At 67.2% G+C, this 26,496-nt stretch carries 28 protein-coding genes; 23 read left to right on the forward strand and 5 right to left on the reverse strand.

What is annotated here, in order from left to right; genetic code table 11:
• The first annotated feature begins 167 nt into the window (after positions 1 to 167).
• Positions 168 to 380 (forward strand): 30S ribosomal protein S21, encoded by a 213-nt coding sequence (gene rpsU, locus BCO18175_RS28040; protein WP_006401410.1) that lies wholly within the window; start codon positions 168 to 170, stop codon positions 378 to 380.
• Between the two features lie 151 nt (positions 381 to 531).
• Here the strand turns inward: rpsU and BCO18175_RS28045 are convergent, their stop codons facing one another.
• Entirely contained in the window at positions 532 to 2,655 is a 2,124-nt protein-coding gene (locus BCO18175_RS28045) for a TonB-dependent siderophore receptor (RefSeq protein ID WP_174985883.1), read from the reverse strand.
• A 226-nt stretch (positions 2,656 to 2,881) separates the two neighbouring features.
• Here BCO18175_RS28045 and BCO18175_RS28050 point away from each other — a divergent pair, with 226 nt between their 5' ends.
• Positions 2,882 to 4,117, forward strand: a complete 1,236-nt coding sequence (locus BCO18175_RS28050; protein ID WP_174985885.1) for a PepSY-associated TM helix domain-containing protein — start codon at positions 2,882 to 2,884, stop codon at positions 4,115 to 4,117.
• Between the two features lie 99 nt (positions 4,118 to 4,216).
• Here BCO18175_RS28050 and BCO18175_RS28055 read toward each other — a convergent pair whose 3' ends face one another.
• Entirely contained in the window at positions 4,217 to 4,819 is a 603-nt protein-coding gene (locus tag BCO18175_RS28055) for a DNA-3-methyladenine glycosylase I (protein ID WP_031397029.1), read from the reverse strand.
• 142 nt (positions 4,820 to 4,961) lie between these two features.
• Between BCO18175_RS28055 and BCO18175_RS28060 the strand changes: the two genes are divergently transcribed.
• A complete protein-coding gene (locus BCO18175_RS28060; protein ID WP_174974182.1) occupies positions 4,962 to 5,843 on the forward strand; it encodes a BadF/BadG/BcrA/BcrD ATPase family protein in 882 nt (293 codons plus the stop codon).
• Between the two features lie 155 nt (positions 5,844 to 5,998).
• Positions 5,999 to 6,823, forward strand: coding sequence for a Cof-type HAD-IIB family hydrolase (locus tag BCO18175_RS28065; RefSeq protein WP_174985887.1), 825 nt, complete (start codon positions 5,999 to 6,001; stop codon positions 6,821 to 6,823).
• A gap of 118 nt (positions 6,824 to 6,941) precedes the next feature.
• Here the strand turns inward: BCO18175_RS28065 and aqpZ are convergent, their stop codons facing one another.
• Complete coding sequence (gene aqpZ, locus BCO18175_RS28070) at positions 6,942 to 7,682, reverse strand: aquaporin Z (protein WP_174985890.1); 741 nt, start codon at positions 7,680 to 7,682, stop codon at positions 6,942 to 6,944.
• Positions 7,683 to 7,981: 299 nt separating this feature from the next.
• Between aqpZ and BCO18175_RS28075 the strand changes: the two genes are divergently transcribed.
• Complete coding sequence (locus tag BCO18175_RS28075) at positions 7,982 to 8,278, forward strand: H-NS histone family protein (RefSeq protein WP_011350588.1); 297 nt, start codon at positions 7,982 to 7,984, stop codon at positions 8,276 to 8,278.
• Positions 8,279 to 8,383: 105 nt separating this feature from the next.
• Here BCO18175_RS28075 and BCO18175_RS28080 read toward each other — a convergent pair whose 3' ends face one another.
• Positions 8,384 to 9,448: a glycosyltransferase family 4 protein gene (locus tag BCO18175_RS28080; RefSeq protein ID WP_174985892.1), complete on the reverse strand. Its 1,065-nt coding sequence runs from the start codon at positions 9,446 to 9,448 to the stop codon at positions 8,384 to 8,386.
• A gap of 664 nt (positions 9,449 to 10,112) precedes the next feature.
• Here BCO18175_RS28080 and flhD point away from each other — a divergent pair.
• The 16 genes from flhD (at position 10,113) to BCO18175_RS28160 (ending at position 25,112) form a co-directional block, all read left to right on the forward strand.
• Positions 10,113 to 10,433, forward strand: a complete 321-nt coding sequence (gene flhD, locus BCO18175_RS28085) for a flagellar transcriptional regulator FlhD (RefSeq protein WP_039346834.1) — start codon at positions 10,113 to 10,115, stop codon at positions 10,431 to 10,433.
• Positions 10,434 to 10,525: 92 nt separating this feature from the next.
• Positions 10,526 to 11,080, forward strand: a complete 555-nt coding sequence (gene flhC, locus BCO18175_RS28090; protein ID WP_011350591.1) for a flagellar transcriptional regulator FlhC — start codon at positions 10,526 to 10,528, stop codon at positions 11,078 to 11,080.
• Between the two features lie 180 nt (positions 11,081 to 11,260).
• Positions 11,261 to 12,121 (forward strand): flagellar motor stator protein MotA, encoded by an 861-nt coding sequence (gene motA / locus BCO18175_RS28095; RefSeq protein ID WP_011350592.1) that lies wholly within the window; start codon positions 11,261 to 11,263, stop codon positions 12,119 to 12,121.
• Positions 12,122 to 12,134: 13 nt separating this feature from the next.
• Entirely contained in the window at positions 12,135 to 13,160 is a 1,026-nt protein-coding gene (gene motB, locus BCO18175_RS28100; protein WP_174916699.1) for a flagellar motor protein MotB, read from the forward strand.
• 24 nt (positions 13,161 to 13,184) lie between these two features.
• Positions 13,185 to 13,562 (forward strand): response regulator, encoded by a 378-nt coding sequence (locus BCO18175_RS28105; RefSeq protein WP_011350594.1) that lies wholly within the window; start codon positions 13,185 to 13,187, stop codon positions 13,560 to 13,562.
• 33 nt (positions 13,563 to 13,595) lie between these two features.
• On the forward strand, positions 13,596 to 15,836 hold the full coding sequence (cheA, locus tag BCO18175_RS28110; RefSeq protein WP_174985894.1) for a chemotaxis protein CheA: 2,241 nt from the start codon (positions 13,596 to 13,598) through the stop codon (positions 15,834 to 15,836).
• A gap of 51 nt (positions 15,837 to 15,887) precedes the next feature.
• Positions 15,888 to 16,403: a chemotaxis protein CheW gene (gene cheW / locus BCO18175_RS28115; protein WP_174919032.1), complete on the forward strand. Its 516-nt coding sequence runs from the start codon at positions 15,888 to 15,890 to the stop codon at positions 16,401 to 16,403.
• Between the two features lie 37 nt (positions 16,404 to 16,440).
• A complete protein-coding gene (locus BCO18175_RS28120) occupies positions 16,441 to 18,414 on the forward strand; it encodes a methyl-accepting chemotaxis protein (RefSeq protein ID WP_174985896.1) in 1,974 nt (657 codons plus the stop codon).
• 3 nt (positions 18,415 to 18,417) lie between these two features.
• A complete protein-coding gene (locus BCO18175_RS28125) occupies positions 18,418 to 19,401 on the forward strand; it encodes a CheR family methyltransferase (protein WP_174985898.1) in 984 nt (327 codons plus the stop codon).
• Positions 19,398 to 20,123 (forward strand): chemoreceptor glutamine deamidase CheD, encoded by a 726-nt coding sequence (cheD, locus tag BCO18175_RS28130; protein WP_174985900.1) that lies wholly within the window; start codon positions 19,398 to 19,400, stop codon positions 20,121 to 20,123. Before BCO18175_RS28125 ends, cheD begins: the two co-directional genes overlap by 4 nt.
• The gene (locus BCO18175_RS28135) at positions 20,120 to 21,211 is read left to right on the forward strand and encodes a protein-glutamate methylesterase/protein-glutamine glutaminase (RefSeq protein ID WP_174985902.1); all 1,092 of its coding nucleotides are present in this window, start codon (positions 20,120 to 20,122) and stop codon (positions 21,209 to 21,211) included. Before cheD ends, BCO18175_RS28135 begins: the two co-directional genes overlap by 4 nt.
• Before the next feature lie 67 nt (positions 21,212 to 21,278).
• Positions 21,279 to 21,674 carry a chemotaxis response regulator CheY gene (gene cheY, locus BCO18175_RS28140; RefSeq protein WP_039346818.1) on the forward strand — a complete coding sequence of 132 codons (396 nt, stop codon included), beginning with the start codon at positions 21,279 to 21,281 and terminating at the stop codon, positions 21,672 to 21,674.
• A 1-nt stretch (position 21,675) separates the two neighbouring features.
• Positions 21,676 to 22,407 carry a protein phosphatase CheZ gene (gene cheZ, locus BCO18175_RS28145; protein WP_174985904.1) on the forward strand — a complete coding sequence of 244 codons (732 nt, stop codon included), beginning with the start codon at positions 21,676 to 21,678 and terminating at the stop codon, positions 22,405 to 22,407.
• Between the two features lie 275 nt (positions 22,408 to 22,682).
• Positions 22,683 to 23,186, forward strand: a complete 504-nt coding sequence (locus tag BCO18175_RS28150; RefSeq protein WP_174985906.1) for a DUF2844 domain-containing protein — start codon at positions 22,683 to 22,685, stop codon at positions 23,184 to 23,186.
• A gap of 16 nt (positions 23,187 to 23,202) precedes the next feature.
• The gene (locus tag BCO18175_RS28155) at positions 23,203 to 24,447 is read left to right on the forward strand and encodes a DUF3443 family protein (RefSeq protein WP_174985908.1); all 1,245 of its coding nucleotides are present in this window, start codon (positions 23,203 to 23,205) and stop codon (positions 24,445 to 24,447) included.
• Positions 24,448 to 24,614: 167 nt separating this feature from the next.
• A complete protein-coding gene (locus BCO18175_RS28160; RefSeq protein ID WP_174985910.1) occupies positions 24,615 to 25,112 on the forward strand; it encodes a VOC family protein in 498 nt (165 codons plus the stop codon).
• Between the two features lie 74 nt (positions 25,113 to 25,186).
• Here BCO18175_RS28160 and BCO18175_RS28165 read toward each other — a convergent pair whose 3' ends face one another.
• Complete coding sequence (locus BCO18175_RS28165) at positions 25,187 to 25,591, reverse strand: hypothetical protein (RefSeq protein ID WP_174985912.1); 405 nt, start codon at positions 25,589 to 25,591, stop codon at positions 25,187 to 25,189.
• On the opposite strand from BCO18175_RS28165, the gene BCO18175_RS28170 reads away from it, so the two are divergent.
• Positions 25,590 to 25,865, forward strand: coding sequence for a hypothetical protein (locus tag BCO18175_RS28170; protein WP_174985914.1), 276 nt, complete (start codon positions 25,590 to 25,592; stop codon positions 25,863 to 25,865). The two genes, BCO18175_RS28165 and BCO18175_RS28170, sit on opposite strands and share 2 nt — an antisense overlap.
• A gap of 102 nt (positions 25,866 to 25,967) precedes the next feature.
• Positions 25,968 to 26,348, forward strand: a complete 381-nt coding sequence (locus BCO18175_RS28175) for a DUF805 domain-containing protein (protein ID WP_174919042.1) — start codon at positions 25,968 to 25,970, stop codon at positions 26,346 to 26,348.
• The last annotated feature ends 148 nt before the right edge of the window (positions 26,349 to 26,496 follow it).

Below are 26,496 nucleotides of genomic sequence, written 5' to 3' on the forward strand. Positions count from 1 at the left end.
GCGCTGCACGCGGCTTGTGAAGCGTACTCGCGGTGCTTTCCGCCTCTCTTTTCCGGCCTCCGAGGCCGTATTTCCGCTCGTTTCGCCTGTTTGTGGGGACGCTCGGATGGCCGGTGCGTGGCGCTTGGCCGCTACGTTTTTGACCGTTTAAGCAATTTAGGAACGACATGACGACGATTCTTCTGAAAGAAAACGAGCCGTTCGAAGTGGCGATTCGCCGCTTTCGCCGTGCTATCGAAAAAAATGGCCTGATCGCTGAACTGCGCGAACGCCAGTCCTACGAAAAGCCGACCGCAGTCCGCAAGCGCAAGAAGGCAGCAGCCGTCAAGCGCCTGCACAAGCGCCTGCGCAGCCAGATGCTGCCGAAGAAGCTCCACTAAGAGCGTCTTACGGTTCGCCGCGAAACGGCGGAGCGTGCTTCGAAAGAAGCCGCTCCGCCGTTTTGCTTTTGGGCTCCGGGAAAATCCCGAGGCCGCTGCGTGGCGGCCGTCCCGGCCGATGGCCAGCGGTGTGCGGCCGCCGGCCTATTGTTCAGAAGTCGATCTTCGCGCTCAGGCTCACCGTGCGCGGGTCGCCCGGCTTCACGTAGTCCGCGTACTGGTATTCCCAGTAGCGGCGGTTCAGCACGTTGTCGATCGACGCGCGCAGCGTCACGTCGTGGCGGCCGACCCGCGTCAGGTAGCGCGCGCCCGCATTGACGACGAGAAAGCCCGGCGCGTCGAGGCCGCCGGCCGCACGCAGCGGCGTCGCGCCGGTGAATTTCGCATCGACGCCGAGCGTCAGCCCCGGCACGCCGTGCACCGCATAGCCGATGTCGGCGGCGAGCACGAAACGTGGCGCGCCCGCGACACGGTTGCCGTTGTTGCCGATCCCGTTCGCATACCACGCGTCGAGCAGCATCGCGTCGACGCCCGCGTTCCAGCGCGCGCCGAATTTCGCGCGCGCACCGAACTCGATCCCCTGGATGATCGATTCGCCGTCCTGCACGTAGACGTTCGCGGCATTCGCATACTCGGCGCTGCGCTCGATCCGGAACAGCGCGGCCGTCGCGCTCCAGCGCGCGTGCTCGCTCTTGATCCCCAGCTCGTATTGCTTGCTGCGCAGCGGCTTGAGCACCTGGCCGGCGTTCGCGTAGACATCGTTCACGCGGCTGCCGGGCTCGAGCGATTCGGCGTAGCTTGCGTACGCGGTGGTGGTCGGCGCAAGCTTGAACATCACCGCGAACGTCGGCGTCACGACGCCGTTCTGGCGGTAGCCGGGATCCTCGGCGCCGCTCGCCTGGAACGAGCGCTGCTCGTAGTTCATGTAGCGCACGCCGGCGAGCACCGACCAGCGCTCGGTGAGCTGCACGGTGTCGCTCGCGAACAGCGATTTCTGCACGATCTCGCTCGTGCGGTACTGGACAAAGCCGTGCGGGCTCTCGTAGCGATACGGGTTTGGCGCATACAGGTTGCCGGCGCCGAGCGGCACGAACACGCTGTTCGCCGAATAGTCGTTCGCCTGCTTCTGCCACGACGCGCCGACCACGATCTGGTGGCTGAACGGGCCCGTGCGCACCTTGCCCTCGACCATCGCGCGCCACTGGCTGAAGCGGTGATCCTCCATCCCGACGTAGCGGCTGTCGGTGTAGTTGCCGGCCATGTCCTGCAGGTACAGCGTGCTTTCGTTGCGGCGGCGCGTCGCCTTGCTGTAGCTGTACGCGACGTCGAGCTGCCAGTCGGGCGCGAGCTGATATTGCAACCCGGCCGTGTAGAGCTGCAGGTTCGTGTTCAGGTACTGGTCCTTGCCGCCGAGGTTCGTCGTGCCGCCGCTGATCGTCGCGGGCAGTGCGCCGCCCGGATAGCTGCCGGTGAAGATCGACGGCGTCTGGCCCGTCGTGCGGCGGTCCTGGTACAACGCGCCGAACGTCACCGACAGGTCGCGCGTCAGGTTCGCCTGCAGCGCGAGCGATACGCTGTCGCGGCGGATGTTGCCGTCGTTGTACGTCTTGCCTTCCTCGTGCGTCGCGTTCAGCCGTGCACCGAACATGCCGTTCGGCCCGAAGCGCTGGCCGAGATCGACGTGCTCGGGCCACACGTTGGTGCTCCGGTAGCCGACGTCGACGCTGCGCACGGGCTCGGCGCCGGGCTGCTTCGTCACGTAGTTGACGACGCCGCCGGGCGTCACGAAGCCGTACAGGAAACCGCCGAGCCCCTTCAGCAGCTCGACGCGATCGAGCTGTTCGTACGGCATCGTGATCCCGTACGTGACGAACGGCAGCCCGTCGATCTTGTAGCCGTTCTGCCAGTCGAGCTGCATGCCGCGCACGGTCATGTAGCTGGCCCACGCGCTGTACGCGCCGCTGTTGTCGGACACCGATGCGTCGTTCGCGAACACGTCGCCGAGCTTGTACGGCTGGCGTGCCTCGAGCTCCTCCGACGTGACGATCGTCGTCGAGAACGGCGTGTCGAGCTGGCGGCGCGTGCCGAGCGCGCCGGTGGAGATCGTGTCGGTCAGGTGCTGCGGCGAATCATGCGCGGCCGTGACGTTGACGGCCGGCAGCACCGAAGCGCCGCCGGGCGAATCGTCCGCGTGCGCGAGCGATGCGGCAAGGCAGGCGAGGGCGGCGGCCACGCGACGTGGACGGACGGGAGGGCGGGTGAGGCTGACGGTCATGGCGGATAAGTAAAAATGCAAGTAAGAATCATTCGCATTGCGATAAAATGTCGCGCATCGTATCAAAACCCGTCGAACGCGCAACAATTCCATGCCGCGTGCAAGGGCATCCGGCCTCGCCAGTGGGGGCCGGCCGGCTCGTGCGCGGCGCCTGACCTCAAATGACCTGCATTCCGTTGAACCGGGGCCGCTCGTGCCGGCCCGCTATCCCTTCGCAGTGCACGCGATGAATGCGTTCCTGCGACCGTTTCTCGTCCGCCTGCATCGCTGGTTCGGCCTTGCGATCGCAATGTTCCTGTTCGTCGCGGGGCTTACCGGCGCGCTGATCGCGTGGGATCACGAGCTCGACGCGGCACTGAACCCGGACTTCTACATCGCTCGCAGCGATGCGGCGCCGCTTGATCCGCTCGCGCTCGCGGCGCGCATCGAGGCCGCCGACCCGCGCGTGCAAGTGACCTATCTGCCGCTCGCGATCGAACCGGGGCATACGCTGCAGGCGGGCGTGATGCCGCGCACCGATCCGGCAACCGGCCAGCCGTACGCGCTCGACTTCAGCCAGATATCCGTCGATCCCGCGACCGGTGCGGTGCAGGGCCGCCGCGAATGGGGCGCGCTGTCGCTCGCGCGGCTCGACCTGATGCCGTTCATCTACCGGCTGCACTACTCGCTGTTCCTGCCCATGTATGGCGGGATCAACTTCGGGTTCTGGGTGATGGGCGTCGTCGGCATCGTGTGGGCGATCGACTGCCTGATCGCGCTAGTGCTCGCGTTTCCGAACCTGAAGAGCTGGCGCAAGTCGTTCGCGTTCCGCGTGCGGCGCGGCGGCTACCCGCTGGTATTCGACCTGCACCGCTCGGGCGGCGTGTGGGTGTGGGGGCTGCTGCTGGTCGTCGCGATCACGTCGATCTCGATGAATCTCGCCGTTCCCGTCGTGCGGCCGCTGGTATCGCTGGTGTCGCCGCTCGCCGAGACGCCGTACACGAATCCCGAGCACTTCCCGCCCGCCCCGCCGGGCAGCAAGATGCTGTCGCGCGAGCGGATCGTCGAGATCGCGCGCTCGGCCGGGCGCGACGCGGGGATCGCCGCGCCGCCCGGCGCGCTGTTGTTCGCGCCGGCGATGAATGCCTATGCGGTCGGGTTCTTCACGCCCGGCAACGATCACGGCGACGTCGGGCTCGGCAACGCGTGGCTTTACTGGAATGCGGTGACCGGCAAGCCCGTCGCCACCCAGGTGCCGGGCCGCGGCTCGGCCGGCGACCTTTTCATGCAGGCGCAGTTTCCGCTGCACTCGGGGCGGATCGCCGGCGTTGCGGGCCGCGCCGCGGTGAGCGTGCTCGGTATCGTCATTGCGATGCTGAGCGTGACGGGCGTCTGTATCTGGGTGAAGAAGCGCAGCGCCCGCGTGCGGGCCGCGCGCAGCGCGCGGGCGGTTGCGCCGGTGTCGTCGCGCGCCGCGAGGTGAGTGGTTGCGCGTCGCGCCACGCTTCGTGAGCGGTGCGCAGGCGTCGCAACCGGCACAGGGCCGCGGCGAACGATGGGTGGTAGGCGGATGCCCGCGCCGTCAGCCCGCCTTGCGCCGGCGTGCCGGCTGCTTGCCGCCGAGCGCCGCGCATTGCGCGTGGCACGGGCAGCCGACCTCGTGATCGTTGACCATGCCGGTGGCCTGCATCAGCGCATAGCAGATCGTCGAACCGACGAACTTGCAGCCGTACGCCTTCAGCGCCTTGCTGAGCGCGTCGGACTGTTCGGTCGACGCGGGCGCGTCGCGGTACGACTGCCACGCGTTCTGGATCGGCGTGTCGCCGACGAACGACCACAGGAACGCGGCGAGCGACCCGTGCTCTTCGCGGATGCGCTGCACGGCGCGCGCGTTGGTGACCGCCGATTCGACCTTCGCGCGGTTGCGCACGATGCCGGGGTTCTCCAGCAGCTTCTCGATGCGCTTCGGCGTGAAGCGCGCGACGGCGTCGACGTCGAAATCCGCAAAGGCTTCGCGATAGCCCGCGCGCTTGTTCAGGATCGTCGACCACGACAGCCCGGCCTGCGCCCCTTCCAGGATCAGCATTTCGAACAGGTGGCGATCGTCGTGCGACGGCACGCCCCACTCGGTATCGTGATAGTGAGCATCCGCTTCCGTCTTCACCCAGTTGCACCGCTGCGACATCGTCTGCCTCGTTTTCAGTGTCGATTCGATCGCGTCAGCATAGCGGAAGCCCTTTTCACGGAACAGCAGGCCGAACGGCAGATGGGCGCGCGGCGCCGATCCGGTTAAGCTTGGCGCCTGTTCGAATCAGCGGGATGAAGGCATGGCGGCATTACTTTTTGCGATCGGCATCGACGGCGGCGGCACGGGCACACGCGCGGTGCTGGCCGACCGGCACGGGCGCGAGCTCGCGCAGGGGCGTGGCGGCCCGTCGGGGCTCGGGCTCGGCATCGAGCGCGCGTGGGAGTCGATCGGCGCGGCCTGCGCGGACGCGTTCACGCAGGCCGGTCTCGCATTCGACTGGTCGCAATGCGCGCTCGGCTGCGGGCTCGCGGGCGTCAACAATGCGGCGTGGCTGGCTGCATTCCGCGCGCAGGCGCCGCTCGGCGCACTCGCGGTCGAGAGCGATGCGTATACGACCGTCGTCGGCGCGCACGGCGGCGCGCCGGGGCTCATCGTCGCGCTCGGCACCGGCAGCATCGCGGCGGCGCTCGATGCGGCGGGCGCCTGCCGGATCGCGGGCGGCTTCGGCTTTCCGTCCGGCGACGAGGCGAGCGGCGCATGGCTCGGCGTGCGTGCGCTCGCGTATGCACAGCAGGCGCTCGACGGCCGCGTGCCGCGCGATGCGTTCGCGAACGCGCTGCTCGCGGAAACGGGCGCGCAGGATCGCGACGCACTTGTCCAGTGGTCGTGCGATGCGAACCAGACGATCTACGCGCGGCTTGCGCCGATCGTGCTCGCGCACCGTTCGCATCCGGTCGCGGGCGCGCTGATCGCGCAGGCGGGCGACGAGATCGGCAAGATGATCGACGCGCTCGATCCGCAGCAGGCGCTGCCGGTCGCGCTGTGCGGCGGCTTGGCTGACGCGCTCGCACCGGCCGTGCCGGCGCGCCATGCCGCCCGGCTGCGCGCGCCGCTCGACGATTCGGCGCACGGCGCGCTGCGGCTCGCGCTGCAGGCACTGCGGGTGGCCGAAGGAAACTGAACGCAGCTGAACGCAACCGAAGGCGTTCCAGGGTGGTTGAAAGCACACCGAAACCGCGCCGTTGGCTGCGATCGACCGGGAACCGTCCGGCGGGCAGCCTGGCACGACGTTAGAATGGCCGTTCCGCAGAGCCCTGAGCGCCATTCTTCCGTCCCATGTACAAAGTCATCGCCACCGATCTCGACGGTACCCTGCTGAACAGCGACCACCAGCTCGATCCGTACACGATCGACACCGTCCGTCGGCTCGACCGCGACGGCCTGCAGTTCGTGATCGCCACCGGGCGCCATTACGCGGACGTCGCCGGCATTCGCGACGTGCTCGGCATCCGGCCGTACCTGATCACGTCGAACGGCGCGCGCGTGCATGCGCCGGACGACACGACGATCCACGCGCAGGACATCGATCCGGCGATCGTTCGCGGCCTCTTGCAGCCGGATGTCGTCGGCGCGCACGGCCGCGTGATCGTCAACCTGTTTACCGACCAGGGCTGGCTGATCGACCGCGATGCGCCGCACCTGCTCGAATTCCACCAGGATTCGGGCTTCCGCTACGACGTGATCGACATGGCCGCGCACGACGGCACGGATATCGCGAAGGTGCTGTACATCGGCGATCCGGCCGACCTGGCGGTCGTCGCCGAGCAGATGCGCGTGCGCTTCGGCGATGCGCTGTACGTCACGTACTCGCTGCCCGACTGCCTCGAAGTGATGACCGCGAACGTGTCGAAGGGCCGCGCGCTGCGCTCGGTACTCGCGCGGCTCGGCGTCGACACCGGCCACTGCATCGCGTTCGGCGACAACATGAACGATATCGACCTGCTCGAAACCGCCGGCCACGCGTTCATGATGAACAACGCGAACCCCGACCTGATCGCGCGGCTGCCGCACATTCCGCGGATCGGCAACAACTTCGATGCGGGCGTCGCTCGCCACCTGCGCACGCTGTTCTCGCTCGAAGGCAACACCGCCGCATCCTGAGCGTCCTGCCGGGGCGGAAATGAAAAACGGGCGCCAGTGGCGCCCGTCGAAATTGCCTGCCTCGATGTTCTTGGACAGCGTGAGGCTCGCTGCTCTGCTCGCTTGACCCCGTAGTGTTTTATTCGCTTGTGCGAGCTGATGTCGGCAGCTGGTCGACGGCGTTGTCACGCCCCGCGACCAGCGGGTAGATGATCCCTGCGAGTACCGCGCCGATGATCGGCGCCACCCAGAACAGCCAGAGCTGGCCGATCGCTTCGCCACCCACGAACAGGGCGGGGCCGGTCGAGCGGGCCGGGTTCACCGACGTGTTGGTGACCGGAATCGAGATCAGGTGAATCAGCGTCAGGCAGAGGCCGATCGCGATCGGCGCGAAGCCGGCCGGTGCGCGCTTGTCGGTGGCGCCCAGGATCACGAACAGGAAGAAGGCCGTCATCACGACTTCGCAAATGAACGCCGCACCGAGTGCGTAGTGGCCGGGCGAGCGCTCGCCGAAGCCGTTCGTCGCAAAGCCGCTGCCGACGACGTCGAAGCCCGGTTTGCCGGTCGCGATCAGGTACAGCACGAATGCGCCGAGCGTCGCGCCGACAACCTGCGCGACGATGTACGGCACGAGATCGCGTGCGGGGAAGCGGCCGGCGACCGTCAGGCCGACGCTCACCGCCGGATTCAGGTGGCAGCCCGAAATGTGGCCAATTGCGAATGCCATCGTCAGCACAGTCAGGCCGAAGGCAAGTGCGACACCGGCAAAGCCGATGCCGAGGCCCGGAAAGGCGGCGGCCAGCACGGCGCTTCCGCACCCGCCGAGCACCAGCCAGAACGTGCCGAATACCTCTGCAGCCAGACGCTGAGAAAGACTCATGTAAGGACCTTGTTCAAGTGGATTGAAGGCAACCGGACGACACGACGGTTTTAAACCATCACCGGGAATTGGTCTGGATTATAGGAAATGAATCGGGTGGGGGAGGGTCAACGATTGTTAAATTTGAATAGCTGACGAATGCCTTTTATTAGAATAAGTCCGCATTCTCGATATAGCCGAATCGGTTAAAGATGACAGCATTAATTTCGAAGGGTAGGGCGGCAGTGCTGATGACGTAACGGATGTTGGTGTTCCGGCCGTATTCGCCGGGGCCGCATCATCAAAAGGGGAGTCAAAAAATGTCTCAATACGCGAAACTCAAGGCGCAGATCGCCGATCTGCAAGCCCAGGCGGATGATGTGCGCCGCCAGGAAGTGGCGGCGGTGATTGCGGAAGTCCAGCAAAAGATTGCCGAATATGGGCTGACTGCCCAGGATCTGGGCTTCGCGGAGCGAGCGAAGCGCGGACGCCCGCCGAAGAAGGCGCCGCTGCCGCCCAAATACCGCGATCCGAAGTCGGGCGCGACCTGGAGCGGGCGCGGCAAGCCGCCGAATTGGATCGTCGGTAAAAACCGCGATCGTTTCGTCATCGAATGACCGAAAACCCAAACAAAAAAGCCGCATCGAGATGCGGCTTTTTTGTTTGACGCGCCGATTTCGGCGCGGATTTGATTACGGAATATTTCCTCGCGGATTTCCGTGTCAGGCGCCGGCGACCCGGCGCAATGCCGGTTGCCGGGTTCCCGTGCCAAGCGATTCGTAAGTTTCGACGTAACGCTGCGCCATTGCCTTTGAGCTGAAGCGCGTGTCGAAACGTTCGCGGATGGCGGTGCGCGACAGGCTGTCGATCCGGTGCAGCGCGCCGACTGCGCCCTGCACGTCCTCGACGATGAAGCCCGTGACGCCGTCCTCGATCACTTCCGGCACCGAGCCGCGGTTGAACGCGACGACCGGCGTGCCGCAGGCCATTGCCTCGATCATTACCAGGCCGAACGGCTCCGGCCAGTCGATCGGGAACAGCAGCGCCTTCGCGCCGGAGAGGAACGCGGGCTTCTGCGCCTCGTTGATCTCGCCGATGAATTCGACGTGCGCCTGGCCGAGCAGCGGCTCGATCACTTCCTTGAAGTAGTCGGCGTCGGCCTTGTCGACCTTCGCGGCGATCTTCAGCGGCAGCCCGCTTTGCGCGGCGATCCGGATCGCGGTGTCGACGCGCTTTTCCGGGCAGATCCGGCCGAGGAACGCGAGGTATTCGGGCTTCACGCCCGGCTGCGGCGTGAGCAGCGTGTCGGGCAGCCCGTGATACACGGTGCCGGCCCACGCGGCCTGCGGCAGCGGCTTGCGCTGGTTGTTCGAGATCGACACGACCGGTGCGTCCGGGAATGCGTCGAACACCGGCTGCAGTTCCGGCAGGTCGAGGCGGCCGTGCAGCGTCGTCACGTACGGCGTGTCGAGGCGCGACATCAGCGGGAACGGCAGATAGTCGAGGTGGAAGTGCAGCACGTCGAATTCGTGCGCGACCCGGGCGACCTGTTCGAGGAGCCGCATATGGGGCGCCATCGAATCGCGGATCGACGGGTCGAGCCGCAGCGCGCGCGGCCACGCCGCCTCGAGACGGGCCGACGTGACCGAGTCGCCGCTGGCGAACAGGGTCACGTCATGGCCGAGTTCGACGAGCGCCTCGGTGAGGTAGGACACGACACGCTCGGTGCCGCCGTAGAGTTTCGGCGGAACGGCTTCGTAAAGCGGCGCGATCTGGGCAATTCGCATGGGTGTTCTCCTGTTTCGATCCGGGGGCACGGTGGCGCCGGTGCGGATCCCGTGCAAGGTTGCGGAACTCGCCGGCGTACGCGGTTGGCGGTACGTGGCCGTGCCCTGGGCGGGGTGCGCGGGGCGCCGGACGGCAAGCTGCGGGGCGGGCCGGCACGGCTCGCGCCGCAGCCCATTGGAGTCCATTATCGATATCGCCCAGCGGGGTTCGAGTGTTTTTTCAAACACTTAAGGCTTGTTACACGATGAAATACGCGAAAACCCCGAGAAAAAGGGTACGGAAACAAGAATGGAGATAGACGCAACTATTGTTGCGCTGTCGTGAAAAAGTAATATAATTTTTACCGATTCGATTGTCGGCAGCCTTGCCGGCAAGCCTTCCGTTACCGCACGGAGGCCATCGGACACATCGCAGCCGAAGCCGCGCTGTCACTCGCTTCCCCGATTGCAGCTTTCAATTCGCCTTGTCGGAAAAATTCCTACACGGTTTACAGACAAATCCTGCATGGCATACGCCACTTCGCTGATACCGGCATAAATGCCGTTTGGCCAAAATTCGCCCTGTAAGACTATAAACGAGCCGACTGAGCGCCAAGAGCGCCCTGATCGAGCAAACGTTTTCATAACATGAATGGCCAAAGCAAAGCTCTTTAACGGGGGAATCATGAGCGCTACCAGCGAAATGCTCAGTGAGATCAAAGAGGTCAACCTGTCCTACCTCCTCCTCGCGCAACGCCTGCTGCGGGAAGACAAGGCGATGGGTATGTTCCGCATGGGCATTTCCCAGGAACTCGCCGACCTGCTCGCCAACCTCACGCTCGCACAGACCGTGAAGCTGGCTGCGTCGAACCAGATGCTGTGCCGCTTCCGCTTCGATGATCACGCGCTGCTGTCGTCGCTCGCCGACAAGGGCCGCAGCGATGTCGTCGCGCACGCCCACTCGGCCATCCTGATGGCCGGGCAGCAGGTCGAAGGCGTCCGCTGATCCATCCCGCCTTGCGTGTGTCCCGGCGTGCCGCGCCGGTGGGCAGCGTATTGGCCATCCATCCGAACAACGTCAAGCGGACGGTTATCACCATGGCAAGCAAAAGCGTCGTGATCGAGGTGAAGGAAATCACCCTCGCCATCGAACTGATCGAACTGGGCGCCCGGCTGCAGCTGCTGGAAGCGGAGACGAGCCTGTCGCGGGACCGTCTGATCAAGCTGTACAAGGAACTGAAGGGCGTGTCGCCGCCGAAGGGGATGCTGCCGTTCTCGACCGACTGGTTCATGACGTGGCAGCCGAACATCCACTCGTCGCTGTTCTACAACATCTACCGGTTCATGCAGGACCACGGCCGCTGCGAGCCGATCCAGTCGATCGTGAAGGCGTACCGGCTCTATCAGGAGCACGTGAACCTGTCCGGCGACGAGGCCGCGCTGAGCCTCACGCGCGCATGGACGCTCGTGCGCTTCTTCGATTCGGGGATGCTGCAGATGACCCCGTGCACGCGCTGCGGCGGCCATTTCGTCGCGCATGCGCATGATCCGCATCAAGGTTTCGTCTGCGGCCTCTGCCAGCCGCCGTCGCGCGCGGGCAAGACCCGCAAGGCCGCCGCCGCGCGCGCCGAACTGGCCGCCGCCGCGGCCTGAGCGCCGGGCCGGGCAGGGCCGGGCGGGGCGTTCAGGCCGCGCCGGGTGACGCGAATCGTCTGCAAATTGCTGGTAAACACCGTCGGGCCGCCGCCTGGCCGCCCGCGAAAGTTTTCCTGCCGACTGCCGTAAACCTGTTTAACGGCGGTCTCCCCGCCGGTCATTCGTGAGGGACAGGCAGTGCTGATTATCGTGGGAACACTCGTGACGCTGTTGTCCGTCTTCGGCGGTTATGCGCTGGCAGGCGGGCATCTGGGCGCCTTGATCCAGCCGGTCGAGATCCTGATGATCGTGGGTGCCGGTGTCGGCGCGTTCATCCTCGGCAACGGCGGCAAGACCATCAAGGCCACGCTGCGCGTGCTGCCGACCCTCTTCAAGGGCTCGAAATACACGAAGGACGTCTACATGGAGCTGATGGCGCTTCTTTATGTGCTGCTCGCGAAGGCACGCAAGGAAGGCACGCTCACGCTCGAGGCCGACATCGACGATCCGGAAAAGAGCCCGATCTTCACGCAATACCCGAAGATCCTCGCCGATCACCACATCGTCGAATTCCTGACCGACTACCTGCGCCTGATGGTGGGCGGCAACATGAACGCGTTCGAGATCGAAAGCCTGATGGACGAGGAGATCGAGACGCACCACGCGGAAGGCGAAGGCCCCGCGCACGCATTGATGCGCGTCGGCGACGCGATGCCGGCGTTCGGTATCGTCGCGGCCGTGATGGGCGTCGTGCACACGATGGCGTCCGCCGACAAGCCGCCCGCGGTGCTCGGCGCGATGATCGCGCAGGCACTGGTCGGCACGTTCCTCGGGATCCTGCTGTCGTACGGGCTGATCGGGCCGCTCGCGAGCCTCGCGGAGCAGCGCGTCGCCGAGTCGACCAAGATGTTCCAGTGCATCAAGGTGACGATCCTCGCGACGCTGAACGGCTATGCGCCGGCGATTGCGGTCGAGTTCGGCCGCAAGGTGCTGTTCTCGACCGAGCGGCCGTCGTTTTCCGAGCTCGAAGAGCATGTGCGCCGCGTGAAGGCGAAGTGACGCGGAGCGCCCAATGAGCAAGAGCAAGGATCGCGCAATCGTCGTCAAGCGGGTGGCCCCGGCGAAGAAGGGCCACCACGGCGGCGCATGGAAGCTCGCGTACGCGGACTTCATGACCGCGATGATGGCGTTCTTCCTGCTGATGTGGCTGCTGAGTTCGGTCACGCCGGTGCAGCTGAAGGGGATCGCCGAATACTTCAACACGCCGCTGAAGGCTGCGCTGTTCGGCAGCGGCGACCGTAGCTCGCAGGATTCCAGCATCATCAACGGCGGCGGCCGCGACCTGTCGAGCGTCGACGCCGGCACGCTGCGCCGCACCGACGGCACGACGCAGCTCGCCGAACGCCTCGCGAAGATGGGCGACGACCATTCCCGGTCGCAGGCGCAGACCGCGCAGGCCGCGCAGGACCGGCTCGAGCAGGCACGCCTGCACGACCTGCAGATCAAGCTGATGGCCGCGATCGAGGCCAACCCGACGTTGCGCCAGTTCAAGCAGCAGATCCGCATCGATTCCACGCTGATGGGGCTGCGCATCGAGATCGTCGATTCGCAGAAGCGGCCGATGTTCGCGATGTCGAGCGACCACGTCGAGCCGTACATGCGCGACATCCTGCGCGAGATCGGCAAGACGCTGAACGACGTGCCGAACCGGATCATCGTCCAGGGCCACACCGACGCCGTGCCTTACGCGGGCGGCGAGGGCGGCTACAGCAACTGGGAGCTGTCGGCCGACCGCGCGAACGCGTCGCGCCGCGAACTGATCACCGGCGGCATGGGCGAGGCGAAAGTGCTGCGCGTGCTCGGCCTCGCGTCGACCCAGAACCTGAACAAGGCCGACCCGCTCGATCCGGAAAACCGCCGGATCAGCGTGATCGTGCTGAACCGCAAATCCGAAGAGGCGCTGATGCGCGACGATGCGACGACCACGACGCTGTCGGCCGATGCGGCCGGCTCGCAGCAGCTCGCGCAGCAGCTGGCCCCGGCGCCGGCCGTGCGCCCGGCGCTCGCGGCGTCCGCCGTCGCCGTGCCGAAACCCTGACGTTTACGAGATTCCGAGACAGACATGATCCGAACCATTCTCGCCATCGACGACTCCGCGACCATGCGTGCGCTGCTGCAGGCGACGCTGATGCAGGCCGGATACGACGTGACGGTGGCGCCGGACGGCGAGGCCGGCTTCGACCTGGCGGCCACCGTGCCGTACGACCTGGTGCTGACCGACCAGAACATGCCGCGCAAGAGCGGGCTCGAAGTGATCGCCGCGCTGCGCAAGCTGACCGCCTATACGGAAACGCCGATCCTCGTGCTGACGACGGAAGGCAGCGACGCGTTCAAGGACGCCGCACGCGACGCGGGCGCGACCGGCTGGATCGAGAAGCCGATCGATCCCGCCGTGCTGGTCGACCTGGTCGCGACGCTGTCCGAGCCGGCCGCTTCCTGACATTCACGCGACGCATTCAACCCGGGACCGGGCATGACTCTCGACATCACTCAGTTCTACCAGACATTTTTCGACGAAGCGGACGAGCTGCTCGCGCAGATGGAGCAGTTGCTGCTGAACCTCGACGTCGGCTCGCCCGACCCCGAGGATCTGGCCGCGATCTTCCGCGCCGCGCATTCGATCAAGGGCGGCGCGGCGACGTTCGGCTTTTCCGCGCTGACCGATACGACGCACATCCTCGAATCGCTGCTCGACCGCGCGCGCAACCATGAGCTGACGCTGACCAAGGAAATGGTCGACGCGTTCCTCGAGACCAAGGACGTGCTGTCCGACCAGCTCGTCGACTACCGCGCAAGCGCCGAACCGGACGCGGCCGCCGCCGCGACGATCTGCGCGAAGCTCGAACGGCTGAAGGCCGAGAGCAGCGCGGGTGCGCCGGCTGCGCCTGCACCCGCGGCGCCGGTCGCTGCTGCCGTCGCGCCGGTCGCGGAACCGGCCGCCAGCGACGATCGCGCGCCCGACCACGTGATCGAGCAGGCCGTCGCGGCTGCGCATCCGGCGGGCGACGCCGGCGCGGACGAAGGCGGCCCGCACCTGAAGATCACGCTCGTGGGTGTCGATGCGAAGGATCGCGAACTGCTCACCGAAGAGCTCGGCAACCTCGGCCGGATCGTCGGCCGCGAGGAAGCGGGCGGCGACCTGACGTTGTGGGTCGAATCGGACGTGCCGTCCGACGACATCGTGGCCGTGTGCTGCTTCGTGATCGACGAAAGCCAGATCCGCGTGGGGCACGGCACCGCGCCGGCCGCACCGGCTGCCGCGCAGGAAGCCGCGGCACCGGCGGCAGAACCGGCCGCCGCCGCGCAACCGGTGCGCGCCGAGGTATTCGCGCCGCAGGCCGCGGCACCGCAACCGGCCGCACCGGCACCGGTGGCAGCGCCCGCCGAGCCGGCCGCCGCCGCACAACCGCAGCAGCCGGCCCAGCAAGCGCACGCCGACCACGCGCCGCAGGCCGCCGCGCATCACGACGACAAGCGCGCGCGCCCGGCCGCCGCGGCTGCATCGGGCGCCGAAGGCAGCTCGATTCGCGTCGGCGTCGAGAAGGTCGACCAGCTGATCAACCTGGTCGGCGAGCTCGTGATCACGCAGGCGATGCTCGCGGAAACGGCGAGCGCGTTCGATCCGGCGCTGCACGACCGCCTGTTCAACGGGATGGCGCAGCTCGAGCGCAACGCGCGCGACCTGCAGGAAGCCGTGATGTCGATCCGCATGATGCCGATGGACTACGTGTTCAGCCGCTTCCCGCGGCTCGTGCGCGACCTCGCCGGCAAGCTCGGCAAGCAGGTCGAGCTCGTCACGTTCGGCCAGGCGACCGAGCTCGACAAGAGCCTGATCGAACGGATCATCGATCCGCTGACCCACCTCGTGCGCAACAGCCTCGACCACGGGATCGAGACGGTCGACAAGCGCGTCGCCGCCGGCAAGGACGCGGTCGGCCAGCTCGTGCTGTCGGCCGCGCATCACGGCGGCAACATCGTGATCGAGGTGAGCGACGACGGCGCGGGCCTGAACCGCGAGCGGATCCTCGCGAAGGCAGCGAAGCAGGGCATGCAGATCTCGGACAACATCAGCGACGACGAAGTCTGGCAGCTGATCTTCGCGCCGGGCTTCTCGACCGCCGAGACGGTGACCGACGTGTCGGGCCGCGGCGTCGGGATGGACGTCGTGAAACGCAACATCCAGTCGATGGGCGGCCACGTCGAGATCACGTCGCTGGCCGGCCGCGGCACGACCACGCGGATCGTGCTGCCGCTCACGCTCGCGATCCTCGACGGGATGTCGGTGAAGGTCGGCAACGAGATCTTCATCCTGCCGCTGAACTTCGTGATGGAGTCGCTGCAGCCGTCGAACGACGACATCTACACGGTCGGCAACGGCGAGCGCGTGGTGCGCGTGCGCGGCGAATACCTGCCGCTGGTCGCGCTGCACGAGGTGTTCTCGGTCGACGAAGCGCGCACCGACCCGACGCAAGGGATCGTCACGATCATGGAAACCGAGGGGCGCCGCTTCGCGATGCTGATCGACGAGCTGGTCGGCCAGCAGCAGGTGGTCGTGAAGAACCTCGAAACCAATTACCGCAAGGTACACGGCATCTCGGCAGCAACGATCCTCGGCGACGGCAGCGTCGCGCTGATCGTCGACGTCGCGGCGCTGAACCGCGAAACCCGTGCGACGCACGGCGCCCGTGCCGGCGCCGAGCTCGCGATGTTCTGATGTCTCTCGCCATTCAACCGATTGGGGGCAAACGTGTCTGCTGAAGTCCAAATGATCAATCCGGCCGCGGCGAACGCGGCAACGAGCCGCCGCGACGCGGCGCAAGGCGACGCGGCGGGACAGGAATTCCTCGTGTTCACGCTCGGCGACGAGGAATACGGGATCGACATCCTGAAGGTGCAGGAAATCCGCGGCTACGACAGCGTCACGCGCATCGCGAACGCGCCGGAGTTCATCAAGGGCGTGATCAACCTGCGCGGGATCATCGTGCCGATCGTCGACATGCGGATCAAGTTCCATCTCGGCCGCGTCGAGTACGACCACCAGACCGTCGTGATCATCCTGAACGTGTCGAACCGCGTGGTCGGGATGGTGGTCGACGGCGTGTCGGACGTGCTGACGCTGCAGACCGACCAGATCATGCCGGCGCCGGAATTCGGCGCGACGCTGACGACCGAGTACCTGACGGGCCTCGGCACGGTCGACGGCCGGATGCTGATCCTGATGGACATCGAGAAGCTGATGTCGAGCCGTGAAATGGCGCTGATCGAGACGCTCGGCGGGTAAGCGCGCCGCGCGCGCAGGAATTTCGGGAGAATCTGCAATGTTGCATAACTGGTCGATCCGCACGACGCTCACGGCGGTCGGACTCATCCTCGTGGCGCTGGCCGCAGCAGTCGGCGGGCTCGGCCTGTACGCGCTGAATCACGCGAGCCGCTCGCTCGACGAGATCGCGCACGTCGACCTGCCGGCGATCCATACGCTCGACGACACGTCGTCGTACCTGCTGCGCGCACGCGTGTCGCTCGACCGCTTCCGTTCGCTGACGGAAGCCGGCAACACGGCCGACGCGGCCAAGGTGCTCGACCGCGCGCAGGAGCTGTACGCGAAGTCGAACCAGAACTGGCAGGCATTCCTGTCGACGCCGAAGCTCGGCGTCGAGCAGGCGCTCGTCGACGACCTGACCGCGCGCTACACGACGATCGTGAAGGAAGGCGTCGAGCCCGAGTTCGCGGCCGCGCGCGCGGGCGACATGGCCGCGTACCACGCGGTCGCCGATACCAAGATCAGCCCGCTGTTCGTCGCGTACGACCAGGCCGCGTCGGCCGTGGTCGCATCGCTGCAGAAGCGCGCGGAAGATCGCCAGGCCGCGACGCAGTCGCAGATCTCGCTGATGATCGGGCTGATCGCGGCCGGCATCGCGATCGCGTTCGTCGTCGTGATCGCGATCCGCTTCGCGCTGCGCGGGCTGATCGTGCAGCCGCTGGAAGACGCGATCGCGCACTTCGAGCGCATCGCCGGCGGCGACCTCACGCAGCCGGTGAACGTGTTCAGCACGAACGAGATCGGCCGCCTGTTCGGCGGCGTCAAGCGGATGCAGGACGCCGTCACGACGATGGTGCAGGCTGTGCATCGCGGTACCGAATCGATCGACGTCGGCGCGCGCGAGATCGCGACCGGCAACATCGACCTGTCGCAGCGTACCGAGGAGCAGGCCGCATCGCTGCAGGAAACCGCGTCGAGCATGGAGCAGCTGACGGGCACCGTGCGGCAGAACGCGGAGAACGCGCGGCAGGCCAGCCAGCTCGCGGTGAATGCATCGGACATCGCGACGCAAGGCGGCGACGTGGTTGGCCAGGTCGTTTCGACGATGCAGGACATCGCGGCGAGCTCGGGCAAGGTCGTCGACATCATCGGCACGATCGAAGGCATCGCGTTCCAGACCAACATCCTCGCGCTGAACGCGGCGGTCGAAGCCGCCCGCGCGGGCGAACAGGGCCGCGGCTTCGCGGTGGTCGCGGGCGAGGTGCGCTCGCTCGCGCAGCGCAGCGCGAGCGCGGCGAAGGAAATCAAGCAGCTGATCGGCGATTCGGCCGAGAAGGTCGAAAGCGGGTCGGCGCTCGTGTCGCGCGCCGGCTCGACGATGGACGAGATCGTGCAGGCCGTGCGCCGCGTGACCGACATCATGGGCGAGATCAGCGCCGCGTCGGACGAGCAGTCGACCGGCATCGAGCAGGTCAACCGCGCGGTCGGCCAGATGGATTCGGTCACGCAGCAGAACGCGGCGCTCGTCGAGCAGGCGGCAGCCGCGGCCGCGTCGCTCGAGGAGCAGACGCGCCAGATGAAGGCGATCGTGTCGGGCTGGCGCGTGATGGGCGGCATCGTGCTCGCGCCGTCGCGCGGCGTCGCGCGGCCGGTCGCGCATGAACCGGCGGCGGCGCCGGCGCTGACGTCCGAGCCGCGTTTCGACGCGGCACCGGTCGCCGCGCTGCCGTCTCCGCGGACCGCCGCACAACCGGCACGGCGCGCTGCGCCGGCGACGCGTGCCGCCGCTGCGGCTGCGTCGGGCGCGGGTCACGAACCGAAGCGCGCGGCCGATGCCGGCGCGCACGCGCAGAAGGATGCGCCGGCTTCCCGCGGCACGGCCGCGGGCGGCTACGGGCCGCGTCTCGCGAAAACCGCCGCACCGGCCGACAAGCCGGCCGCGAAGCCCGCGCTCGTGCGCCCGGCGCTGAACGGCGAGAAGCCGGCGCCGGCCACGGCCGGCACGTCCGATGACGACTGGGAGACCTTCTAAACCATGCCGCACGCGCGCGCGCCGTTTCGACCTGATGCACCGGATGCCTCGCCTCGCGCGGGCGAGCCGGGGCGCGACTTCGCGTTCACGGGCGCGGATTTCGCACGCATTCGCGCGCTGATCCACCAACGCGCGGGAATCTCGCTGTCCGAGCACAAGCGCGACATGGCCTACAGCCGTCTCGCGCGGCGCTTGCGGGCACGCGGCCTCGACACGTTCCGCGACTACCTCGACCTGCTCGAGCAGGAAGACGATCCGCTCGAGTGGGAAGCGTTCACCAATGCGCTGACGACCAACCTGACCGCGTTCTTCCGCGAGTCGCACCATTTCCCGATCCTGTCGGATTTCGTGAAGGGGCGGCCGGCGCCGGTATCGGTCTGGTGCTCGGCGGCGTCGACCGGCGAGGAGCCTTACTCGATCGCGATCACGCTGATCGAGGCGCTCGGCGAATCGGCCGCGCGCGGCGCGTCGATCCTCGCGACCGACCTCGACACGCAGGTGCTCGCGAAGGCAGAGGCCGGCATCTACACGTATGACCAGGTCAAGCACCTGCCGCCGGAGCGGCTGAAGCGCTTCTTCCTGAAGGGCACGGGCGCGCAGGCCGGCCGCGTGAAGGTGCGCCCCGAGCTGCGCGCGATGATCCGCTTCGAGCAGTTGAACCTGACCGATGCGGATTACGGGATCGCGAAGCCGTTCGACGCGATCTTCTGCCGCAACGTGATGATCTATTTCGACAAGCCGACGCAGGGGCAGGTGCTGTCGCGTTTCGAGCCGCTCGTGAAGCCGGGCGGGCTGCTGTTCGCCGGCCATTCGGAAAACTTCACGTATGTCACGCAGGCGTTCCGGCTGCGCGGGCAGACGGTGTACGAACTGACCCGCGACGCCGCACAGGGCGCGCGGCCACGTGGTGCGCAGGCGCCCGCGATGCCGTCTCCCGCGCGTGCGCAAGCCGCGGGCGTCGCATCGGCTCTTGGAGAGCGTGGATGAGCGCCCTGCCGATCGCAACCAATCGCTACTTCGACAACCACTTCGGCCGTCCCGGCGTGAAGCTGCTGCCGAACGAGTTCTACACGACGTCCGAGGACATGGTGCTGATGACCGTGCTCGGCTCGTGCGTCGCCGCGTGCCTGCACGACCCGTACGCGGGCATCGGCGGGATGAACCACTTCATGCTGCCGGACGACGGCGCCGATGCGGGCGCGGCTGCTTCGGAATCGATGCGCTACGGCGCGTATGCGATGGAAGTGCTGATCAACGAGATGATCAAGGCCGGCGGGCGCCGCGAACGCTTCGAGGCGAAGGTGTTCGGCGGCGCTGCCGTGCTGGCCGGGATGACGACGATCAACATCGGCGATCGCAACGCGGATTTCGTGCGCCGCTACCTGGCGCTCGAACGCATCCGCATCACGGCCGAAGACCTGCAGGGCGTGCACCCGCGCAAGGTCGCGTTCATGGCGGCCACGGGGCGCGCGGCGGTGAAGAAGCTGCGGCTGCAGGTGCCGGGCGTCACCGAGCGCGAAGCCGCGCTCGCCAGCGACGCCGATCGCGCCCGCGCCGCACGGCCGCGTCCGCATGTCGAGTTGTTCGCGGCGAAGCGTCCGGCCCCGCCGCAGCCGGCGCGCCCGCGCATCGAGCTGTTCGGCGCGCGCAGCGCGGCGCCGGCCGACGGCGTGCGGGCGGCGAACCTATCAAGAAAGCAGGAGGCATGACCGCAGTGCAGAAGATCAAAGTATTGTGCGTCGACGATTCGGCGCTGATCCGCAGCCTGATGACCGAGATCATCAACAGCCAGCCCGACATGACGGTGTGCGCAACCGCGCCCGATCCGCTCGTCGCGCGCGAGCTCATCAAGCAGCACAACCCCGACGTGCTCACGCTCGACGTCGAAATGCCGCGCATGGACGGGCTCGACTTCCTCGAGAAGCTGATGCGCCTGCGGCCGATGCCGGTCGTGATGGTGTCGTCGCTGACCGAGCGCGGCTCGGAAATCACGCTGCGCGCGCTCGAACTCGGCGCGGTCGATTTCGTCACGAAGCCGCGCGTCGGGATTCGCGACGGGATGCTCGACTACTCGGAAAAGCTCGCCGACAAGATTCGCGCGGCGTCGCGTGCGCGCGTGCGCCAGGCGCCGCAGCCGCAGGCCGTCGCGCGCGCGGCGGACAGCCACCCGGCCGCGCCGATGATCAACAACCCGCTCGTCAGTACCGAGAAGCTGATCATCATCGGCGCGTCGACGGGCGGCACCGAGGCGATCCGCGAAGTGCTGACGCCGCTGCCGCCGGATGCACCGGCCGTGCTGATCGCGCAGCACATGCCGCCGGGCTTCACGAAGTCGTTCGCACAGCGGCTGAACGGCCTGTGCCGGATCGCGGTGAAGGAAGCGGAGCACGGCGAGCGCGTGCTGCCGGGTCATGCGTATATCGCGCCGGGCCACGCGCACCTGTTGCTTGCAAGGAGCGGGGCGAACTATATTGCGCAACTGTCGGACGAGCCGCCGGTCAACCGGCATCGCCCGTCGGTCGACGTGCTGTTCCGCTCGGCGGCGACGCACGCGGGCAAGAACGCGATCGGGGTGATCCTGACCGGGATGGGCCGCGACGGCGCGGCCGGCCTGCTGGAAATGAAACGCGCGGGCGCTCACACGTTCGCGCAGGATGAAGCAAGCTGCATCGTGTTCGGGATGCCGCGCGAGGCGATCGCGCTCGGCGGCGCGGACGAGATCGTGCCGCTCGCCGAGATGAGCCGTCGTGTGATGGCGCGCCTGGCGACAATGGGCGACCGCGTGCAGCGGGTTTGAATGGAATGTCACGGGGCGCGTGCCACGATACGCGTCCCGATGGAAACGAATCTGGAAAGGAACGACGATGGACAAGAGCATGAAAATCCTGGTGGTGGACGATTTCCCGACGATGCGCCGGATCGTCCGCAACCTGCTCAAGGAACTGGGTTACTCGAACGTCGACGAGGCCGAGGACGGCGCGGCCGGCCTGGCACGGCTGCGCGGCGGCGGTTTCGACTTCGTGATCTCGGACTGGAACATGCCGAACCTCGACGGCCTTGCGATGCTGAAGGAAATCCGCGCGGACGCGACGCTCACGCACCTGCCGGTGCTGATGGTCACGGCCGAGTCGAAGAAGGAGAACATCATCGCGGCCGCGCAGGCCGGCGCGAGCGGCTACGTCGTGAAACCGTTCACGGCCGCGACGCTTGACGAGAAGCTGAACAAGATCATCGACAAGATGGCGAAGACCGGGAGCTGACGTGAACGAGCCGATCCATGCAGCGCTGACGGGCGCCGGGTTCAGCGCCGACGGCCAGGCCGAAGGCGCCGGTTTCGCGGGCGACCGCATCCTCGCGCGTATCGGCCATGTCACGCGCACGCTGCGCGATTCGATGCGCGAGCTCGGGCTCGACAAGCACGTCGAGCGGGCGGCGGAAGCCGTGCCCGATGCGCGCGACCGGCTGCGCTACGTCGCGACGATGACCGAGCAGGCAGCCGTGCGCGTGCTGAATGCGATCGAGGTCGCGAAGCCGATGCAGGAGCGCATCCAGAACGAGGCCGAGGCGCTCGACGCGCGCTGGGCGCAGTGGTACGCGGCGCCGATCGAGCACGCGGAAGTGCGCGAGCTGATGGACGATACGCGCACGTTCCTGCGCACGCTGCCCGAGTCGGCTTCGGCAACCAGCGCGCAACTGCTCGAGATCATGCTCGCGCAGGATTTCCAGGACCTGACCGGGCAGGTGATCAAGAAGATCATGGACATGGTCTACCTGATCGAGCAGCAGCTCCTCACGGTGCTCGTCGAGAACATCGCGCCCGAGCGGCGCGAGCAGTTCGCGGCCACCGCGGCTGCGCTCGCGGCCGAGCAGATAAGCTCGACCGGCAGCCCCGAGTCGCTGCTGAACGGCCCGCAGATCGCGCCGGAAGGCAAAACCGACGTGGTCCAGGACCAGGGGCAGGTGGACGACCTGCTCGCCAGCCTGGGCTTCTGACCCTGCCGCATGCATCGGCGCGCCGCGTGTTGCGGCGCCGCCCGATGCACGCGTCACGCGTTCCCATGCGTTCCCCGCACCGCCTCCCCGCGCGCGTGCCACCTGCATGGCTCAGGGTGGTCGGTCCTGCGTCAAATTGACACTTCGACACACGCAGCAGGCATACTACGCGTCAGCAGCAACGTAGCGTCATTCGTACGATTTCATATGTTGCCAGGTGGCGCGGGCCCGATGGCCGCACCGCCGGCAACGAAGCCAGTCCCTTGGGGGGGAACGTGAAGCTGAAACGCTTGGGCTGGGCCGTCGCGCACGCGACGGCTGCAATGGGTGTGCTGTGGAGCGTCCACGCATACGCGGAACTGGGCGGCGCACCGATGTCGCCGCCGGCGGACGATCAGGCCGCAACCGTACGCGCGTTGCAGCGCGCGATGCGTTCGGCAGACGGCGTGCAGACGAGCACGGCCGCCTATACCGTCCGCGAGATCTCGCTCGGATCGGGCACCGTCATCCACGAATACACGTCGGCCGCCGGCAGCGTGTTCGGCCTCGCGTGGCAAGGGCCGACGATGCCGGATCTCGCGTCGCTGCTCGGCAGCTATTTCCCGCAATACACCGCTGGCGTCCAGGCGGCGCACAAGGCGCGCGGCTGGCGCGCGCCCGTGTCCGTCGATACGAGCGGGCTCGTGATCCGGACAGGCGGCCACATGGGCGCCTTCTCGGGCCAGGCATGGCTGCCGGCGGCGCTGCCTGCCGGCCTGGCCGGCACCGACATCCAGTGACAGCGGGAGAGCGATCTTGAGAATTCCTCGTACATTCAAGCGCTGGCTCGGCGTGCTGGGCCTTGCGGCGGCGACGGCCGTCCTCGTGACGGCATGCGGCGGCGGTGGCGACGGCGGTGGCGGCAGCAGCTCGGGCAACAACGGCAACGGCGGTTCGGGCGGCTCGGACGGTAACTCCGGGAACAATGCTGTCATCACAGTCAGCTCTGGCGTCGCGAACGTGATCAACATCCCGACCGTCAGCGTGAAGGTCTGCGCGCCGGGCACGTCGAACTGCCAGGTGGTCAACAACGTGCTCGTCGATACCGCGTCCTACGGGCTGCGGCTCGTCGGCAGCGCGGTGTCGGGCGTGCTCGGCAGCCTCCCGCAGGTGACGAGCGGCGGCGCGCCGGTCGCCGAATGCGGCAAGTTCGTGTCGAGCTACACGTGGGGCTCGGTGCGCACGATCGACCTGTCGATCGGCTCCGAGCAGGCGAGCTCGCTGCCCGTGCAGATCATCGGTGACCTCGGTACGACGAACGTGCCGAGTTCGTGCACGAACGGCGGCGCGTCGGCCAACTCGGCGAGCGCGCTCGGGGCGAACGGGATCCTCGGTATCGGGCCGGCGCCGGTCGATTGCGGCACGACCTGCGCGACGTCGACTTCGTCGAACAACAACTACTACGCATGCCCGAACGGCGACAACGCGAACTGCGCGGTCGCGCTCGTGCCGGTGGCGCAGCAGGTGGCCAACCCGGTGCATCGCTTCGCCGACAGCAGCGGGGTGAGCGTGACGATGCCGAGCATCTCGAACAGCGGACAGGCCAGCGCAACCGGGACGCTGACGTTCGGTCTGCCCGACATGACCGGGAAGACCGTGATGACGTCGACCACGACGGGCGACGTCAGCGCGACGTTCCAGGGGCGCAACGTGACGGCGTTCTTCGATACGGGCTCGAACGCGTATTTCTTCAACGATTCGACGACCACGTCGACGACCTGCCCGAAGAACACGCAGTTCTACTGCCCGGGATCGTCGCCGGCCAGCTACTCTGCGACGCTGACCGGCCAGAACGGCGTGGCCGCCACCGTGTCGATGTCCGTCGCGAACGCGGATGCGCTGTTCGCGAACCCGTCGACGTTCGCGTTCAACGACATCGCGGGCCCGTTCGGTTCGTCCAGCTGGCTCGACCTCGGCATGCCGCACTTCTACAACCGGACGATCTACTTCGGGATGGACAAGACCGCGAGCGGCGGCGCGCAGCCTTTCGTCGCGTTCTGACGCGCACGGCCGTACGCTGAAGAGAGGGGGCGAGCGATCGCCCCCTTTTTTTATTTGACGGCTGCGCGCGGCCCGACGGGTCGGACCGGCGCGCCGCCGTGCGCGGGCGCAACGCCTACGATGTAATACCGGCACTCGTGCCGGCACGATATCGAGGAGGCAGCGCCATGAGCTCGCGCATACAACGCATCACGCCGTTCCTGTGGTTCGACAGCGACGCCGAGGCAGCTGCCGGTTTCTACGTGTCGGTGTTCGACAACGCGCGCATCGTGCACGTCGCGCGCTACGGCAAGGCCGGCGCGCACGCATCCGGCGGCGCGGAGGGCGCGGTGATGACCGTCGCGTTCGAGCTCGACGGGCAGGCGTTCGTCGCGCTGAACGGCGGCCCCGTGTTCCAGATCACGCCGGCCGTGTCGTTCGTCGTCAACTGCCGGGACCAGGACGAAATCGATCGCTACTGGGCGCGCCTGTCGGAAGGCGGCGACGAGCGCGCGCAGCAGTGCGGCTGGCTGCGCGACCGCTTCGGCGTGTCGTGGCAGGTCGTGCCGGTGCAGTTGCCGGAGCTGATGGCGGGCGACCCGGCGCGCGCGGAGCGCGTGATGGCGCAGGTGATGACGATGAAGAAGCTCGATCTCGACGCGCTGCAGCGGGCGGCGGCGGGCTAGGGGCAGGGTAGCCCGTTGCCGGCGTGAACCGGGTTCCAGGGGCCGCGCAAGCCCGTGAGTGGCCGGCACAGGCGCTAGGCCGGCGGCCGGCCGTCGCGCATCAGGCGCGTATGGTCGAGGAAGCGATGGCCGGGCCCGTACGTGCTGCTTTCGATCCGTACGGCGTCGGCCGGCGCGACCGGGCGCCCGGTGCCATCGACCGATACCGATTCGATTTCGACGACCGGCACGCACCACGCCGCGCGGGCACGTTCAGCCGGTTCGCCGCGCGCGTCGACGCAGCGGAAGATGAAGCTTTCCGGGAAATCCTGCGCGCGCAGGGATTGCGTCGATCCGTTCCACGCATGGTGCAGCGCGATCGTGCCGGGGTGCGGCGCATCAGGCGCCTGTGCGCCGGGCGGCGGGCCCGGCGTGTACGCGCAGCCGGCGGCCAGCGCGCAGGCGAGCGACAGTGACGGAACGAGCGGATGACGGAGCATGGTGCGGTTCGACCGGAATCGGGAATGGCAAAGCGTAGCGCGCTTTGCACACCAGCGTAATGCGGGCCGGTTAATCGAATTCGGCATACTCGCACCGATTATCGATCGCACCCGATTTCATTCTCTTGTAATCAAATGCTGGATTATATGGGGCTGTAGTTTCTGTCAGGTCTTCAAGATTATTAAAATGACGCGGCATGCAAGTCTGCGGCGCTGCATTCCGCTGCTGCAGCCGTTCCTGCGCCGTGCCGGCAGGCAAGGCGGGCCGGTGTGAGCATCGCCCGGCACGTGAAAATAGATGGAACCCGTCGAAATTCAAACATATAATTCCGGCGTTGTTTCCGGGGTCGTCAATATAAAACAGGAGGGTAATAAAATGAATTTTTCTGAAGCCGTTCGTTCCGCACTCAATAAATACGCGACATTCGAAGGCCGTGCGCGCCGTGCCGAATACTGGTACTTCGCGCTGCTGACCTGCGCGCTGTCGATCGCCGCGCAGATCATCGGCGCGGCAGGCCACGACGCGGGCCTGATCACGCTGCTGCTGCTCGTCGTGATCGGCCTGGTTTCGCTGGCGCTGATCATTCCGAGCATCGCGGTCAGCGTGCGCCGGCTGCACGATACGGGCCGCTCGGGCTGGTTCCTGCTGCTCGCGCTGATTCCGATCGTCGGCGGCATCCTGCTGCTCGTGTGGATGTGCTCGCGCGGCACCGAAGGCCCGAACCGCTTCGGCGCGGATCCGATCCCGGCGGCCTGACCGGCACCCGCCCCGGCGCGCGACGCCGTCGCGTCGGGGCCTGATTTCGCGTCACACCTGCTGCGCCGTTTCACTGCTTCACCCTTTCCGCGCTTTTTCCTCGCTTCACGCCGTCGCCGTTCCGTCCGGAACCGACACCCGCCATCGC

Origin of the sequence: Burkholderia lata, from assembly GCF_902499335.1 — a bacterium.
In the GTDB taxonomy this organism is placed as follows: Bacteria; Pseudomonadota; Gammaproteobacteria; order Burkholderiales; family Burkholderiaceae; genus Burkholderia; species Burkholderia lata_B.

Bases quoted from the DNA above. Each gene is read 5' to 3' on its own strand.
- BCO18175_RS28065 (WP_174985887.1), top strand. From the start codon at position 5,999: ATGTACAAAGTCATCGCCACCGATCTCGACGGTACCCTGCTGAACAGC.
- BCO18175_RS28060 (WP_174974182.1), top strand. From the start codon at position 4,962: ATGGCGGCATTACTTTTTGCGATCGGCATCGACGGCGGCGGCACGGGC.
- BCO18175_RS28075 (WP_011350588.1), top strand. From the start codon at position 7,982: ATGTCTCAATACGCGAAACTCAAGGCGCAGATCGCCGATCTGCAAGCC.
- BCO18175_RS28135 (WP_174985902.1), top strand. From the start codon at position 20,120: ATGACCGCAGTGCAGAAGATCAAAGTATTGTGCGTCGACGATTCGGCG.
- BCO18175_RS28055 (WP_031397029.1), bottom strand. From the start codon at position 4,819: ATGTCGCAGCGGTGCAACTGGGTGAAGACGGAAGCGGATGCTCACTAT.
- cheW (WP_174919032.1), top strand. From the start codon at position 15,888: ATGATCAATCCGGCCGCGGCGAACGCGGCAACGAGCCGCCGCGACGCG.
- aqpZ (WP_174985890.1), bottom strand. From the start codon at position 7,682: ATGAGTCTTTCTCAGCGTCTGGCTGCAGAGGTATTCGGCACGTTCTGG.
- BCO18175_RS28050 (WP_174985885.1), top strand. From the start codon at position 2,882: ATGAATGCGTTCCTGCGACCGTTTCTCGTCCGCCTGCATCGCTGGTTC.
- BCO18175_RS28160 (WP_174985910.1), top strand. From the start codon at position 24,615: ATGAGCTCGCGCATACAACGCATCACGCCGTTCCTGTGGTTCGACAGC.
- BCO18175_RS28125 (WP_174985898.1), top strand. From the start codon at position 18,418: ATGCCGCACGCGCGCGCGCCGTTTCGACCTGATGCACCGGATGCCTCG.
- rpsU (WP_006401410.1), top strand. From the start codon at position 168: ATGACGACGATTCTTCTGAAAGAAAACGAGCCGTTCGAAGTGGCGATT.
- BCO18175_RS28045 (WP_174985883.1), bottom strand. From the start codon at position 2,655: ATGACCGTCAGCCTCACCCGCCCTCCCGTCCGTCCACGTCGCGTGGCC.
- BCO18175_RS28105 (WP_011350594.1), top strand. From the start codon at position 13,185: ATGATCCGAACCATTCTCGCCATCGACGACTCCGCGACCATGCGTGCG.
- BCO18175_RS28080 (WP_174985892.1), bottom strand. From the start codon at position 9,448: ATGCGAATTGCCCAGATCGCGCCGCTTTACGAAGCCGTTCCGCCGAAA.
- cheA (WP_174985894.1), top strand. From the start codon at position 13,596: ATGACTCTCGACATCACTCAGTTCTACCAGACATTTTTCGACGAAGCG.
- flhD (WP_039346834.1), top strand. From the start codon at position 10,113: ATGAGCGCTACCAGCGAAATGCTCAGTGAGATCAAAGAGGTCAACCTG.
- BCO18175_RS28175 (WP_174919042.1), top strand. From the start codon at position 25,968: ATGAATTTTTCTGAAGCCGTTCGTTCCGCACTCAATAAATACGCGACA.
- motB (WP_174916699.1), top strand. From the start codon at position 12,135: ATGAGCAAGAGCAAGGATCGCGCAATCGTCGTCAAGCGGGTGGCCCCG.
- cheD (WP_174985900.1), top strand. From the start codon at position 19,398: ATGAGCGCCCTGCCGATCGCAACCAATCGCTACTTCGACAACCACTTC.
- BCO18175_RS28170 (WP_174985914.1), top strand. From the start codon at position 25,590: ATGGTGCGGTTCGACCGGAATCGGGAATGGCAAAGCGTAGCGCGCTTT.
- flhC (WP_011350591.1), top strand. From the start codon at position 10,526: ATGGCAAGCAAAAGCGTCGTGATCGAGGTGAAGGAAATCACCCTCGCC.
- cheY (WP_039346818.1), top strand. From the start codon at position 21,279: ATGGACAAGAGCATGAAAATCCTGGTGGTGGACGATTTCCCGACGATG.
- BCO18175_RS28165 (WP_174985912.1), bottom strand. From the start codon at position 25,591: ATGCTCCGTCATCCGCTCGTTCCGTCACTGTCGCTCGCCTGCGCGCTG.
- BCO18175_RS28120 (WP_174985896.1), top strand. From the start codon at position 16,441: ATGTTGCATAACTGGTCGATCCGCACGACGCTCACGGCGGTCGGACTC.